Origin of the sequence: Streptomyces sp. ICN903, from assembly GCF_022015835.1 — a bacterium.
In the GTDB taxonomy this organism is placed as follows: Bacteria; Actinomycetota; Actinomycetes; order Streptomycetales; family Streptomycetaceae; genus Streptomyces; species Streptomyces fenghuangensis.
Window position 1 is genome coordinate 1 of record NZ_JAKMAY010000137.1, and the last position, 14,743, is coordinate 14,743.

The 14,743-nt window shown below is 71.1% G+C and carries 12 protein-coding genes; 3 read left to right on the plus strand and 9 right to left on the minus strand.

The genetic code is table 11. The features are described 5' to 3' along the window. Positions 1-334: 334 nt before the first annotated feature. From L7D48_RS15680 to thyX, 3 genes are all read right to left on the minus strand, one after another. Positions 335-2,020: a ribonuclease J gene (locus L7D48_RS15680; protein ID WP_237880060.1), complete on the minus strand. Its 1,686-nt coding sequence runs from the start codon at positions 2,018-2,020 to the stop codon at positions 335-337. 102 nt (positions 2,021-2,122) lie between these two features. Beyond that, the gene (gene dapA / locus L7D48_RS15685; protein ID WP_237880061.1) at positions 2,123-3,022 is read right to left on the minus strand and encodes a 4-hydroxy-tetrahydrodipicolinate synthase; all 900 of its coding nucleotides are present in this window, start codon (positions 3,020-3,022) and stop codon (positions 2,123-2,125) included. 166 nt (positions 3,023-3,188) lie between these two features. After that, positions 3,189-3,881: an FAD-dependent thymidylate synthase gene (gene thyX, locus L7D48_RS15690; protein WP_237880068.1), complete on the minus strand. Its 693-nt coding sequence runs from the start codon at positions 3,879-3,881 to the stop codon at positions 3,189-3,191. Positions 3,882-4,140: 259 nt separating this feature from the next. Between thyX and L7D48_RS15695 the strand changes: the two genes are divergently transcribed. Next, on the plus strand, positions 4,141-4,380 hold the full coding sequence (locus L7D48_RS15695; protein WP_237880069.1) for a hypothetical protein: 240 nt from the start codon (positions 4,141-4,143) through the stop codon (positions 4,378-4,380). Positions 4,381-4,432: 52 nt separating this feature from the next. Further along, positions 4,433-4,984 carry a hypothetical protein gene (locus L7D48_RS15700; RefSeq protein ID WP_237880070.1) on the plus strand — a complete coding sequence of 184 codons (552 nt, stop codon included), beginning with the start codon at positions 4,433-4,435 and terminating at the stop codon, positions 4,982-4,984. A 40-nt stretch (positions 4,985-5,024) separates the two neighbouring features. Here L7D48_RS15700 and L7D48_RS15705 read toward each other — a convergent pair whose 3' ends face one another. The 6 genes from L7D48_RS15705 to eccD all read right to left on the minus strand — a co-directional run bounded on the left by L7D48_RS15705 (position 5,025) and on the right by eccD (position 12,256). Continuing rightward, positions 5,025-5,486 carry a hypothetical protein gene (locus L7D48_RS15705; RefSeq protein WP_237880062.1) on the minus strand — a complete coding sequence of 154 codons (462 nt, stop codon included), beginning with the start codon at positions 5,484-5,486 and terminating at the stop codon, positions 5,025-5,027. Positions 5,487-5,491: 5 nt separating this feature from the next. After that, positions 5,492-6,244, minus strand: a complete 753-nt coding sequence (gene dapB / locus L7D48_RS15710) for a 4-hydroxy-tetrahydrodipicolinate reductase (protein WP_237880063.1) — start codon at positions 6,242-6,244, stop codon at positions 5,492-5,494. A 77-nt stretch (positions 6,245-6,321) separates the two neighbouring features. Further along, a complete protein-coding gene (locus tag L7D48_RS15715) occupies positions 6,322-7,749 on the minus strand; it encodes a pitrilysin family protein (RefSeq protein ID WP_237880064.1) in 1,428 nt (475 codons plus the stop codon). Beyond that, on the minus strand, positions 7,746-9,977 hold the full coding sequence (locus L7D48_RS15720; RefSeq protein ID WP_237880065.1) for a polyribonucleotide nucleotidyltransferase: 2,232 nt from the start codon (positions 9,975-9,977) through the stop codon (positions 7,746-7,748). The genes L7D48_RS15715 and L7D48_RS15720 overlap by 4 nt, the downstream gene beginning before the upstream one ends. A gap of 279 nt (positions 9,978-10,256) precedes the next feature. After that, positions 10,257-10,544 carry a 30S ribosomal protein S15 gene (gene rpsO, locus L7D48_RS15725; protein ID WP_162466452.1) on the minus strand — a complete coding sequence of 96 codons (288 nt, stop codon included), beginning with the start codon at positions 10,542-10,544 and terminating at the stop codon, positions 10,257-10,259. A gap of 236 nt (positions 10,545-10,780) precedes the next feature. Continuing rightward, positions 10,781-12,256, minus strand: coding sequence for a type VII secretion integral membrane protein EccD (gene eccD, locus L7D48_RS15730; protein ID WP_237880066.1), 1,476 nt, complete (start codon positions 12,254-12,256; stop codon positions 10,781-10,783). 261 nt (positions 12,257-12,517) lie between these two features. Between eccD and eccCa the strand changes: the two genes are divergently transcribed. Next, a partial coding sequence (eccCa, locus tag L7D48_RS15735; protein ID WP_237880067.1) for a type VII secretion protein EccCa occupies positions 12,518-14,743 on the plus strand: 2,226 nt, incomplete at its 3' end.

Genomic DNA, 14,743 nt, shown 5'->3' on the forward strand with positions numbered 1-14,743 from the left:
GCTGTGTGTGTTTCAAAGGAACCTCATCCCCCGGCCGTACCGGCCCGGGAACGGGGTATCAACATATCTGGCGTTGACTTTTGGCACGCTGTTGAGTTCTCAAGGAACGGACGCTTCCATCGGCACCCCTTCCGGGGCCCCTCCGGGCGCTTCCCTTCGGTGTTTCCAACCTTACCAGAATCATTTTCCGGTCCGTTTCCGTCCCGTTCACTGATTCCGGCTGCCGGGAACCTGCCAGTGCAAGACTGCTTCCGGTTCCCGTTCGATGGAGCCCTAAACGTACTGGAGCGGGGCGCCCGGATGCAAATCCGGGTACCCCGCTCCTGGTTGAGCCTCAGACCTCGACGACCACGGGGAGGATCATGGGCCGGCGGCGGTAGTTGTCCGACACCCACCTGCCCACCACACGGCGGACGAGCTGCTGCACCTGGTGCGGCTCGGAGATGCCGTCCTGGGCCGACTTGGCCAGGACCTCGTCGATCTTGGGGATCACCGTCTCGAAGTCCTTGTCGTCGATACCGGAACCCCGGGACTGGATGTGCGGACCACCCGTGATCTTGCCTGTGGTGCTGTCCACCACCACGAAGATCGAGATGATCCCCTCCTCGCCCAGGATCCTGCGGTCCTTCAGCGACGACTCGGTGACATCACCGACCGACAGGCCGTCGACGTATACGTAGCCCGCCTGGACCTTTCCGACGATCTTGGCCCTGCCGTCGACCAGGTCGACCACCACGCCGTCCTCGGCGATCACGATGTGGTCCTTGGGTACACCGGTCTGCGCGCCCAGTTCCGCGTTGGCGCGCAGATGGCGCCACTCGCCGTGGACGGGCATCAGGTTCTTCGGTCGGCAGATGTTGTAGAAGTACAGCAGTTCGCCGGCCGATGCATGGCCGGAGACGTGGACTTTGGCGTTGCCCTTGTGGACGACGTTGGCGCCCCAGCGGGTCAGCCCGTTGATCACCCGGTAGACCGCGTTCTCGTTGCCCGGGATCAGCGAGGAGGCCAGGATCACCGTGTCGCCGGGGACGATGCGGATCTGGTGGTCGCGGTTGGCCATCCGCGACAGCGCCGCCATCGGCTCGCCCTGCGACCCGGTGCAGACGAGCACCACCTCGTCGTCCGGCAGGTCGTCCAGCGTCTTGACGTCCACGACCAGCCCCGCGGGCACCTTTAGGTAGCCCAGGTCCCGGGCGATGCCCATGTTCCGGACCATCGAGCGGCCGACGAAGGCGACACGGCGGCCGTACTCGTGGGCCGCGTCGAGGATCTGCTGGATGCGGTGGACGTGACTGGCGAAGCTCGCCACGATGATGCGCCTCTGCGCTCCGGCGAACACCTGGCGCAGCACCTGGGAGATGTCGCGCTCGTGCGGGGTGAAGCCCGGCACCTCGGCGTTCGTGGAGTCCGACAGCAGCAGATCGATGCCCTCCTCGCCCAGACGCGCGAAGGCGCGCAGGTCGGTGAGGCGTCGGTCCAGCGGAAGCTGGTCCATCTTGAAGTCGCCGGTGTGCACGGCCATGCCCGCGGGGGTGCGGACGGCGACGGCCAGGGCGTCCGGGATGGAGTGGTTGACCGCCACGAACTCGCAGTCGAAGGGGCCGATGCGCTCGCGGTCGCCCTCGGTCACCTCGAGGGTGTAGGGACGGATGCGGTGCTCCTGGAGCTTGGCCTCGATCAGGGCCAGGGTCAGCTTGGAGCCGATCAGCGGGATGTCCGGCTTCTCCCTCAGCAGGTACGGGACGCCGCCGATGTGGTCCTCGTGGCCGTGGGTCAGGACGATGCCGTCGATGTCCTCCAGCCGGTCCCGCACGGAGCTGAAGTCCGGGAGGATCAGGTCGACTCCGGGCTGCTCCTCCTCGGGGAAGAGGACGCCGCAGTCGACGATGAGCAGCCGGCCGCCGTACTCGAAGACGGTCATGTTGCGGCCGATCTCCCCCAGGCCGCCCAGCGGGGTGACGCGCAGGCCGCCTTCGGGCAGTGGCGGCGGCGGGCCGAGTTCGGGATGCGGGTGACTCAAAAGTCTCTCCTCACCACGCGCGCCACGCACCCTGGCGGGCACGTGGCGCGCGATCGTCGTGCACTTGCAGTTGTTGGTCCGTATCCAGTTGTGAAGTCTGTTTCAGAGCTGTACCCCGCCGGCGGCGAGATCGCGCTTGAGCTGCTCGGTCTCCTCCGGGGTCAGCTCGACGAGCGGCATGCGAAGGGGGCCGGCCGGCAGCCCCTGGAGTGCGAGAGCGGCCTTGGTGGTGATCACACCCTGGGTGCGGAACATACCGGTGAAGACCGGCAGCAGCTTCTGGTGGATCTCCGTCGCCTTGGTCACGTCGCCACTGAGGTGGGCGTCCAGCAGAGCGCGCAGTTCGGGGGCGACCACGTGGCCGACGACCGAGACGAAACCGACGGCACCGACGGACAGCAGCGGGAGGTTGAGCATGTCGTCGCCGCTGTACCAGGCCAGTCCGCTGGTGGCGATGGCCCAGCTCGCCCGCCCCAGGTCGCCCTTGGCGTCCTTGTTGGCGACGATCCTGGGGTGCTCGGCCAGCCGGACGATGGTCTCGGTGTTGATGGGGACGCCGCTGCGGCCCGGGATGTCGTAGAGCATGACCGGCAGGCCGGTGGCGTCGGCGATGGCGGTGAAGTGCCGGTACAGGCCCTCCTGCGGGGGCTTGCTGTAGTACGGCGTGACGGCCAGCAGGCCGTGGGCGCCGGCCCGCTCGGCCGCACGGGCCAGTTCCAGGCTGTGCCGGGTGTCGTTGGTGCCGGCTCCGGCGACGACGTGGGCGCGGTCTCCGACCGCCTCGACCACGGCCCTCACGAGCTGGGCTTTCTCCGCATCGCTGGTGGTCGGGGACTCACCGGTGGTGCCGTTGACGACGATGCCGTCGTTGCCGGCGTCCACCAGGTGGACGGCGAGCTGCTGCGCGCCGTCGAGGTCGAGATCGCCGTCCGCGGTGAACGGCGTGACCATCGCGGTCAGGACCCGCCCGAAGGGCGTCTGCGGTGTGGAGGTCGGAGCCATAGGTCCCACGCTACTCGCAGCCTGAGGTCCGGCGCGCCCTCGGGAGGCGGTTGAGGAGCCCGGCACTGTCCGCTCGGGGGTTCAGACAGTGCCGGGTCCGTGAGAAAAGCGTAGACGAACATTCCCAAAGGCCGCAATCCGGGCATATGTCGCAGCGGCCCGTGTGCTACGGGGCGACCCGCCCGTTGGCGTTGAACGCCTCGTGCGTCAACGGCATGAGACCGGCCCAGTGCTCCTCCATCCGCTCGGCGACCATCTCGATCTCCCGCTGCGGGAAGGAGGGCACCTTCGCCAGTTCGTGCCGGGTGCGCAGCCCCAGGAAGTGCATCAGCGACCGGGCGTTGCAGGTGGCGTACATCGAGGAGTAGAGGCCGACCGGAAGGGCCGCGCGGGCGACCTCGCGGGCGATGCCGGCGTCCAGCATCTCCTGGTACGCCTCGTAGGAGCGGCGGTAGCTGTCCTCGAGGGTGCGGACGGTGCCCCTGTGCTGCTCGGCCGTGCCCTCGACGAACCGGTACTTGCCCGGACGCCCCTCCTGCACCAGCTTGCGGGAGGTGTCCGGCACGTAGAAGACGGGCTCCAGCTCCCGGTACCTGCCGCTCTCCTCGTTGTAGCTCCAGCCGGCCCTGTGACGGTGGAACTCGCGGAAGACGAACAGCGGCGCGCTGATGAAGAAGGTCATCGAGTTGTGCTCGAACGGGCTGCCGTGCCGGTCGCGCATCAGGAAGTTGATCAGTCCCCTGGAGCGCTGCGGATCCTTCTCCAGCTCCTCCAGGGACTGCTCACCCGCGGTGGAGACCCGCGCCGCCCATAGCACGTCGGTGTCTGCGGCCGAGTGTTTGACCAGCTCGACGGTCATGTCACTGCGGAAGCGGATGTCGGGGGCGTCGGACACCGGGAATCCTTTCGGTCGTGCCACGCGGGAAGTCGGGGCGGCGCACAGCCTATGGCGGGGGCGAACCGAGGGGCGACCTCGCCCCCTCGGCCCGCCTCCGCCGGCACGGCGGCGGGCACAGTCGCTGATATTCTTCCGCAAGCAGTAGAAAACGGGCACTTGACCGGACGCCTGGGCGTTCTCCCCGTGGCAGTACAGATCACTCTTGAAGGAGCAGCAGCAGATGGTCCGCCGCGAGGAGTCCGTGCCCTTCGCCTTCGTCGCCGACTCCGGGCACTTCCGCAGTAACGTCACTCCCCCGCGCCGCCGCCCGTCGAGGGCGGACGTGGCCGGTCGCGTGCTGCTGGGGGTGGTCGTGGTCGCCGGCCTCGTGGGATCCCTGCTTCTGGGGATGCCTGCCCTGGAGACCCCCCGGCCGCAGGACGGCAGGCCGGACCAGCCGACCGCCGCCGAGAGCCGCTGATAATCTCCTCGCTCACAGGCCCCCACCCACTGTGTCCGTGAGCGAGGATCCCGTGCCACTGCACTTCCTGACGGCCGACGGCGAACTGGACGCCACCGCCTCCGACGCACCGCTGCCGTACGAGGAGCGGGAGAGATGGCGTCGACCGTACCGGCCGGGCCCCTGGCGGGTCGCCGGGGCGGCGCTGGCGCTGCTGCTCGCCGCCTACATGCTGATGTCCACCCTGATCATCGCCATGGCGGGCGCCGCCGCGGAGGCGGCCGTGTGCCTGCTGGTGGCGGCGCTGGTGATCGCGTACGCGCTGCGGCTGCTGCGGATGGGGGTGTGGGTCAGCGCCCGCGGGATACGCCAGGTGGGTCTGGTCTCGACCACGACGCTGTCCTGGCGCGAGGTCTCGGCCGTGCGCACCGTGCAGCAGCCGGTGAAATGGCTGGGCCTGCCGCGGACCGTGCAGGGGCAGGCCCTGCTCGTCGAACCGCGGCGCGGCGAGGCGCTGAGGCCGGTGCTGACCGACCACAACGCCGACTTCCTGTCCCGCCCCGACTCCTTCGACCAGGCGGCGGACGTGGTCGAGGGCTGGGCCGCGGAGAACCGCCGCCCCTAGCCCACTCCGATGCGGCGGGCCCTGGGGCGGCGGGCTCCGTTCAGGCGGCGGTCTCCCGCACGGGCCTGCCGTCGTGCAGCGCGATGGCGCGCTGCATGGCCTTGCGGGCCCGCGGGGTGTCCCGGGCGTCGTGGTAGGCCACGGCCAGCCGGAACCAGCAGCGCCAGTCCTCCGGGGCTGCCTCGGTCTCCTCCCTGCGCCGGGCGAAGACCTCGTCCGCCGACGCCTTGTCCACCCGTCCGCCCGCCGTCCGCGCGGGCCCGTCCTGCGGCAGCCCGCCCTCGGCCTCCAGTTCACGCGCCAGACGGCCGGCGTTCCGCGCGAAGCGGGTGTTGTGCCACAGGAACCAGGCGCCGACGCACGGGAGGACGAAGGCGACGACCCCCATCCCCATCGCGGCCGGCTCGCCCGTCCTCAGCAGCAGCACGCCCTGCATGGCCACCACCGCGAAGACGGCGACCAGCGAGACGGCGAGGAAGGCGTAGGTGATCTTTCCGCCCATGTGTCTCAGTCCAGGTCCATGAAGTGCTCCAGCCCCACGGTGAGGCCGGGGGTGTCCGTCACACGGCGCACTCCCAGCAGGATGCCGGGCATGAAGCTGCTGTGGTGCAGCGAGTCGTGGCGGATGGTGAGGGTCTCGCCGGTGTCGCCGAAGAGGACCTCCTGGTGCGCCAGCAGCCCGCGCAGCCGCACCGCGTGCACCGGGATTCCGTCCACGTCCGCGCCGCGGGCGCCGTCGAGGGCGGAGGTGGTGGCGTCCGGCTGCGCCGGGCAGCCCGCCTCGGCCCGCGCCTCGGCGATGAGCCGGGCGGTGCGGGTGGCGGTGCCGGAGGGCGCGTCGGCCTTGTTCGGGTGGTGCAGTTCGACGACCTCGGCGGACTCGAAGAATCGGGCGGCCTGACGGGCGAAGCGCATGGTCAGCACGGCGCCGATGGAGAAGTTCGGCGCGACCAGCACTCCGGTGCCCGGGGACGCCTCCAGCCAGGTGCGCAGCTTGCCGAGACGCTCGTCGTTCCAGCCCGTGGTGCCGACGACGCCGTGGATGCCGTGGCCGACGCAGAACTCGAGGTTGCCCATCACCGCGTCGGGGTGCGTCAGGTCCACCGCGACCTGGGCGCCCGCCTCGGTGAGCGCCTCCAGGGAGTCGTCCTTGTCCAGGGCGGCGACGAGCTCCATGTCGTCGGCGCCCTCCACGGAGCGGGCCGCCTCGGAGCCGATGCGGCCCTTCGCGCCGAGGACTGCTACGCGGAGCTTGCTCATGTGCGTGTTCCCTTTCACGGGTACGGGCCCGGCGGGGCCCGGGTCGGGCAGGTCGGCCAGGCCGGGCGGGCCTGCGGTCAGGCGACGGCTTCGTCCAGGCGTGCGCTCTGCCGGTCGGTCAGCGGCCCGATGACCGACAGCGAGGGCCGCCACCCCAGGATCTCGCGGGCCACCGAGCGGATGTCGTCGGGGGTGACAGAGGCGATCTTCGCGAGCATCCCGTCGACCGACAGCTGCTCGCCCCAGCACAGCTCGCCCTTGCCGATGTGGTTCATCAGCGCGCCGGTGTCCTCCAGGCCCATGACCGTGGAGCCGGAGACCTGGCCGATCGCACGGCGCAGCTCCTCGTCCCCCAGGCCGTGCGAGGCGACGTGGTCGAGCTCGTCGCGGCAGATCTTCAGCACGTCGTGGACCAGGTTGGGGCGGCAGCCCACGTACACGCCGAACAGACCGCAGTCGGCGAAGCCGGAGGTGTAGGAGTACACGCTGTAGGCCAGTCCGCGCTTCTCGCGCACCTCCTGGAACAGCCGGGAGCTCATGCCGCCGCCCAGGGCCGCGCTGAGCACTCCGAGCGCCCAGCGGCGCTCGTCGGTGCGGGACAGCCCGGGCATGCCGAGGATGACGTGGGCCTGCTCGGTGGCACGGTCCAGCAGATCGACGCGGCCCGCGGTGCGGATGCGGCGCGAGCCGCTCCGGGGTGCGACGGGCTCGGCGTCGGTGCGGCCCAGGGCGCCCGCCCGTTCGAAGGCCTCGCGCACCTGGCGTACGACCGTGTCGTGGTCGAGGTTGCCGGCGGCGGCGACGACCAGGTGGGTGGGGTCGTAGTGCCGGCGGTAGAAGCGGGCGATCTGGTCGCGGGTGAGGGCGTTGATGGTGTCGGTCGTGCCCAGGACCGGGCGGCCCAGCGGGGTGTCGCCGAGCATGGTCCTGGCGAACAGGTCGTGGACGCAGTCCCCGGGATCGTCCTCGGTCATGGCGATCTCCTCCAGGACGACGTTGCGCTCGGCGTCGACGTCCTCGGAGCGGATCAGTGAGCCGGTCAGCATGTCGCAGACGACGTCGACCGCCAGCGGCAGGTCGGTGTCCAGGACCCGGGCGTAGTAGCAGGTGAACTCCTTCGCCGTGAAGGCGTTCATCTCGCCGCCGACCGCGTCGATCTCCGCGGAGATGTCCAGGGCGCTGCGCCGTCCGGTGCCCTTGAAGAGCAGATGCTCCAGGTAGTGGGTGGCGCCGTTGAGCGTGGGCGTCTCGTCGCGGGAGCCGACCCGCGCCCAGATGCCGAAGGTGGCGGAGCGGACGGTCGGCACCGACTCGGTGACGACCCGCAGACCCCCGGGGAGCACGGTCTTGCGGACGGTGCCCGCGCCGTTTCCGGCCGTGGTGGCGGACGGGGACCAGCGCCCGAAGGCGGGTCCGGCGGCCGGGCGGGGGGCGTGATGAGGACGGGCGACGGCCCGCCCCACCGGGGCGGTGGGGCGGGCCGTCGTACGGGGCGTGCGCGTCACTTGGTCGCGGTGTCCTTCGCGTCGGTGGTCTCGTCGCCTTCCTTCTCGTCCTCCTCGAGGACCGGGATCAGCGACAGCTTGCCGCGCTGGTCGATCTCGGCGATCTCGACCTGGACCTTCTGGCCGACCCCCAGCACGTCCTCGACGTTCTCCACGCGCTTGCCGCCGGCGAGCTTGCGGATCTGCGAGATGTGCAGCAGGCCGTCCTTGCCCGGGAGCAGGGAGACGAAGGCTCCGAAGGTGGTGGTCTTCACGACCGTGCCCAGGTACCGCTCGCCGACCTCGGGCATCGTCGGGTTGGCGATGCCGTTGATCGTGGCGCGGGCGGCCTCGGCGGCCGGGCCGTCGGCGGCACCGATGTAGATGGTGCCGTCGTCCTCGATGGTGATGTCGGCGCCGGTGTCCTCCTGGATCTGGTTGATCATCTTGCCCTTGGGGCCGATGACCTCGCCGATCTTGTCGACCGGGATCTTCACGGTGATGATCCGCGGCGCGTTGGGGGACATCTCGTCCGGGACGTCGATGGCCTCGCTCATCACGTCCAGGATGTGCAGACGGGCGTCGCGGGCCTGCTTGAGGGCCGCGGCCAGCACGGAGGCCGGGATGCCGTCCAGCTTGGTGTCGAGCTGGAGGGCGGTGACGAACTGGCGGGTGCCGGCGACCTTGAAGTCCATGTCGCCGAAGGCGTCCTCCGCACCGAGGATGTCGGTGAGGGTGACGTAGTGGGTCTCGCCCTCGATCTCCTGGGAGATCAGGCCCATGGCGATGCCGGCGACCGGCGCCTTGAGCGGCACGCCGGCGTTCAGCAGCGACATGGTGGAGGCGCACACCGAGCCCATGGACGTCGAGCCGTTGGAGCCCAGCGCCTCGGAGACCTGGCGGATGGCGTACGGGAACTCCTCGCGGGTGGGCAGCACCGGGACGATCGCCCGCTCGGCCAGCGCGCCGTGGCCGATCTCGCGGCGCTTGGGGGAGCCGACGCGGCCGGTCTCGCCGGTGGAGTACGGCGGGAAGTTGTAGTTGTGCATGTAGCGCTTGCGCGTCACCGGCGAGAGGGTGTCGAGCTGCTGCTCCATGCGGAGCATGTTGAGGGTGGTGACGCCCAGGATCTGGGTCTCGCCCCGCTCGAACAGCGCCGAGCCGTGGACCCGCGGGATCGCCTCGACCTCGGCGGCCAGGGTTCGGATGTCGGTCAGCCCGCGGCCGTCGATGCGCTTCTTCTCCTTGATGACGCGCTCGCGGACCAGGGCCTTGGTCAGCGAGCGGTACGCCGCGGAGATCTCCTTCTCGCGCCCCTCGAACTGCGGCAGCAGCTTCTCGGCGGCCAGCGCCTTGACGCGGTCGAGCTCGGCCTCGCGCTCCTGCTTGCCGGCGATGGTCAGCGCCTGGGACAGCTCGTCGCGGACGGCCGTCTGAAGCGCCTCGTACACGTCGTCCTGGTAGTCCAGGTAGATCGGGAACTCGCCGACCGGCTTGGCGGCCTTGGCGGCCAGGTCCGACTGGGCCTTGCACAGGGCCTTGATGAAGGGCTTGGCGGCCTCCAGGCCGGCGGCGACGACCTCCTCGGTCGGCGCCTCGGCGCCACCCTTGACCAGCTCGACGGTCTTCTCGGTGGCCTCGGCCTCGACCATCATGATCGCCACGTCGCCGTCGGGCAGGACACGGCCGGCGACGACCATGTCGAAGACGGCCTCCTCCAGCTCGCTGTGGGTGGGGAAGGCCACCCACTGGCCGCGGATCAGGGCGACGCGGGTGCCGCCGATCGGGCCCGAGAAGGGCAGACCGGCCAGCTGGGTGGAGCAGGAGGCGGCGTTGATGGCGACCACGTCGTAGAGGTGGTCGGGGTTGAGGGCCATGATCGTCTCGACGATCTGGATCTCGTTGCGCAGGCCCTTCTTGAAGGACGGGCGCAGCGGGCGGTCGATCAGGCGGCAGGTGAGGATCGCGTCCTCACTCGGGCGCCCCTCGCGGCGGAAGAAGGAGCCGGGGATCTTGCCCGCGGCGTACATCCGCTCCTCGACGTCGACCGTCAGGGGGAAGAAGTCCAGCTGTTCCTTGGGGTGCTTCGAGGCGGTGGTGGCCGACAGCACCATGGTGTCGTCGTCCAGGTAGGCCACGGCGGAACCGGCGGCCTGGCGGGCCAGACGGCCGGTCTCGAAGCGGATGGTGCGGGTGCCGAAGGATCCGTTGTCGATGACGGCCTCGGCGTAGTGGGTCTCGTTCTCCACCAGGGAATTCTCCTCGTCTGCGTCCGCGCCCGTGTGGCTCGGACGGTGTCGGTGGAGCGTCTTCCCGTACGGGCCGGTCTTCGATCGAAGCTCCCGGGGCCTTTTCGCCCGGGGGCCACTACCGAGGACCGGCGGCGTGAAGGCGCTCCGCCTCGTTCTCGTATTGTCGTTGTGGGACCAGACTACAAAGCTTCCGGCCTCCGTGAGTGCCTGTGAGGCGCCGCGAGTACGGCGAAGGGAGCGGTTCCCCTTGCGGGAACCGCTCCCTCTCACGGCGTACTACCGGGCGCCGGCCGCACCGCGGCGGATGCCCAGGCGCTCGACCAGCGCGCGGAAGCGCTGGATGTCCTTCTTCGCCAGGTACTGCAGCAGGCGGCGGCGCTGGCCGACCAGGAGCAGCAGGCCCCGGCGGGAGTGGTGGTCGTGCTTGTGGGTCTTCAGGTGCTCGGTGAGGTCCGAGATGCGGCGGGTGAGCAGCGCGACCTGGACCTCGGGGGAGCCGGTGTCGCCCTCCTTGGTGGCGAACTCGGCCATGATCTGCTTCTTCGTAGCGGCGTCGAGCGACACGCGATACTCCTTGGATTCTTCGTCGAGGCCACCGAGTGCCCCTGGTCTTCCGCGCAGGGGATCTTCCATGACTCGGGAGGCGGGGTCCGCTGGGCGCTGCCTCCAGGTGATCACCGGAAGACGCGTACACAAACGGCCGCCGACAACCCTACCAGTCGTGCGACGGGCCGCTCACCGCAGGTCGCCGCCGGGGCCCGGAGGCTGCCGGGCGGCCCCGGCGCGCCCGGACGCCCCTCTCAGCCGGTCATGCTCCGCGCGGCGGAGTAGGCGTCCAGCACCGCCAGGCACAGCGGGACCAGCGACAGCAGGACGAAGCCCTCGGCGAAGTCGAGGAAGCGGCCCCAGAAGGGGGTGACACCGCGCCGCGGCACGATCAGGCCGATGGCGGTGGCCAGTGCCGCCGCGCCTGCCAGGGCCGCCGACAGCCAGACGGTGCGCAGATCCAGCGGGCCGCTGTCCCCGGCCAGCAGTTCGCCCACCAGGTCGGCGGGCGGGTTGAGTGCCAGGCCGAGGGCGAGGAGGGACAGGGCGGCCAGTCCGGCGGCGAGGGTGCAGGCGACCTGCGCGGTGTAGCGGAACAGGCGGGCGCGCGTCAGCGCCGCCAGGCCGGCGGCCAGGGCGAGGAGCTGCCCCCAGCCGGAGTCGGAGAAGCCCAGGACGGCCGCCGACGCGACGGTTACGGCCGAGCAGCCGCCGACGAGGCCGAGCAGCGTCTCGTGGCCGCGGCGGGCCTGGGCCGCGACGCGGTCCGCGTCGACGGGGCCCGCGGTGTCGGGGGCGGCGTCGGGGTCCTCGTCGTAGCGCATGGTGCCGGTGCGCGGCGCGTTGTAGCCGATGGGAAGCCGGGCGAAACGGGCGGACAGGGCGGGCAGGAAGGCGATGGCGCCGATCGCCACGGGGGCGCACACGGCCGCGGTCTGCACCGGGCTCAGTTCGGCGAGGATGCCGGTGAAGGTGGCCAGGGTGCCGATGGCGGCGGCGAAGGCGGCGGCGACGAACGGGCCGTCCCCACCCGGCATGGCGGCGATCAGGGCGACGGAGGCGACGAGGACGGCCACGCATCCGAGCAGGAACTGCAGCCTGCCGATGCCGCCGCCGTCCGCCAGGGGCAGCAGCCCGGACCCGGCGATCATCACGTGCGGCAGGGAGGCGAGTCCGAGCGCCGTCGCGGCGGGCCGGTCGTCGTACACCCGGGCCCGTACCGCCGCGAAGGCGATCAGCAGCACCCCGGTCACGGCGGCGAGGACGCCCGGCAGGCTGTGCATGTCGTGGCGGACCGGGTCGGCGAACCACAGCACGAAGGCCATGAGCGACAGCAGCACCACGCCGCCGACCAGCCCGGCGCCGCGCATCAGGTCGTCGCTCCACATCCTGCGGTCCCTGGAGACCGCGGAGGCGACCGCGTCGGAGACGTCGTCGAAGACGGCCGGCGGCAGCGACTCGGCGAACGGGCGGAGGCTGAGGACCTCGCCGTCCAGGACCTGCTGGGCCGCCAGGGATCGGGCGCTGTCGAGCACTGCGCCGTCGCGGCGCACCAGGTGGTAGCCGACGGGGGCGCCCTCCGCGGAGGCCTGGCCGCTGAGGCGGAGGATCTCGGGGTACAGGTCGGCGGCCGGCACGTCCTCGGGGAGGGCCACATCGATACGGCTGTCGGGCGCGACGATGGTGACCCGGCAGAAGCCGGTGGCGGCTGCCGGTGCAGTCGTACTCACCTTGAGATCCCCCTCGTGGGCTGCTCACTGGCTCACTGGCTCCACACGATGCGCACGGGCCTTCTTGCCGGAACTCCGCGTTCTCCCGCGGCTCTTCACCCCTGGCCGGCCGCTCACGCCACGCATACGCCGCGCGCCACCCTACCGCCCCTCGGAATCACCGGCTGCCAGTAGTATCGCCCCGCGCGGACGGGGTCCGTCGCCACGGGGGCGTCGGCAGGCACACCACCGTCCCGCTCTGCCCGAGGGATTGATGCTTCCGTGAGCCAGATCGTCGTCAAGCGTCCGCCGCGGGTGCTGCCGCCCAGCGTGCCCGGCGAGGATCTGAGGCTCGAACCCCCGCCCGAACTCCCGCGCGGGCAGCAGGAGAGCGTGCTGTTCCAGCTTCTGCCGATGCTGGGCATGGGCGGTTCGGTGGTCTTCTTCTTCATGCCGAACGCGCATCCCTTCATGCGCATCATGGGCGTGATCATGATCGCGTCCACCCTGGCCATGCTCGTCGCCACCATCGTGCGGTACCGGCGGGGCACGCAGGGCGAGATGGCCCAGATGCGCCGCGACTACCTCAAGTACCTGGCGCAGACCAGGCGCAGGGTCCGCAGAACGGCGCGGATGCAGCGGGACGCGCAGTACTACCTGCACCCCTCGCCGGACCAGCTGTGGACCCTGGTCGCCGAGTCCTCCCCGCGCTTCGCCGGGGAGGCGCCCAGCCGGGTGTGGGAACGGCGCGCGAGTGACGACGACTTCGTGCATGTGCGTGTCGGCCTGGGCGAGCAGAGGCTCGCCACCCCTCTGGTGGCTCCGGAGACGGCGCCGGTGGACGAACTGGAGCCGCTGACGGCCGGTGCGATGCACCAGTTCCTGCAGACGCAGGGCACCGTCGCGAACCTGCCGATGGCCGTGTCCCTGCGCGCCTTCTACCACCTGACGGTGAGCGGCGACCCGGAGTCGGTGCACGGTGCCGTCCGCGGCATGGTCGCCTCCCTGGTCACCCTGCACTCCCCCGAGGACCTGGTGGTCGGCGTGGTGACCGGGCGGGACGGCGCCGAGCGCTGGGAGTGGGCCAAGTGGCTGCCCCACGTCCAGGTCCCGGGTGTCGCCGACGGCGCGGGCAGCGGACGGCTGATCACGGGCGATCCCGCCGGCCTGGAGCACCTGCTGGGCGCGAAGCTGGAGGGCCGCCCCCGCTTCAACTCCTCCGCACCGCCGCTGCTGGACCAGCCGCATGTGGTGGTCGTGCTGGACGGCGGCTCCGTGGTGCCCCCGGACTCGATGCTGGCCTCCGCCGAGGGGCTGCAGGGGGTCACCGTCATCGAGGTCGTCCCCGGTGACATCGGCAGTCCGCGCGGCGGCCTGTCGGTGGTCGTACGCCCCGGCGAACTGCGGCTGGAGTCGCCGCACGGCGCGGTGTACCAGGGCCGGCCCGACCACCTCTCCCCGGAGGCCGCCGAGGCGCTGGCCCGCCAGCTCGCCCCGCTGCGCATGGGCACGGGGGGCGACGACGACGAACCGCTGCTGGCGAACCTGGAGTTCACCGACCTGCTGAGCCTGGGCGACGCCGCCTCGGTCGACGTACGGCGCACCTGGCGGCCGCGGTCGACGGCCGAGCGGCTGCGGGTGCCCATCGGCGTGGGCGAGGCCGGCCAGCCGGTCATGCTGGACCTGAAGGAGGCCGCTCAGGACGGCATGGGCCCGCACGGCCTGTGTGTCGGCGCGACCGGATCGGGCAAGTCCGAACTGCTGCGCACCCTGGTACTGGGCCTGGCGGTCACGCACTCCTCGGAGACGCTGAACTTCGTGCTGGCGGACTTCAAGGGCGGCGCGACCTTCGCCGGGATGTCACAGATGCCGCACGTGGCGGCCGTCATCACCAACCTGGCCGACGACCTCTCACTGGTCGACCGCATGGGCGACTCCATCCGCGGCGAGCTCAACCGCCGCCAGGAACTGCTGCGCGACGCCGGCAACTACGCCAACATCCACGACTACGAGCGGGCCCGGGCCGCGGGCGCCCCGCTGATCCCGCTGCCCTCGCTGGTGCTGGTCATCGACGAGTTCAGCGAACTGCTCACGGCCAAGCCGGACTTCATCGACATGTTCATCCAGATCGGCCGCATCGGCCGTTCGCTGGGCGTGCACCTGCTGCTGGCCTCGCAGCGTCTGGAGGAGGGCCGGCTGCGGGGCCTGGAGACCTATCTGTCGTACCGGATCGGTCTGCGCACCTTCTCCGCGGCCGAGTCCCGCGCGGCGCTGGGCGTGCCGGACGCGTACCACCTGCCGTCGGTGCCCGGTTCGGGCTACCTGAAGTTCGGCACCGACGAGATGGTCCGCTTCAAGGCCGCCTACGTCTCCGGCACCTACCGCTCCGGCGCCTCCGCCTCCGCCGGGGCCGCCGGCGGGCCGCTGCCCGCCGAACGCCGGCCGGTGCTCTTCACCGCCAGGCCGGTGCCGGTGCCCGCCCCCCGGCGCCCCGAGCACGTCCCGGCC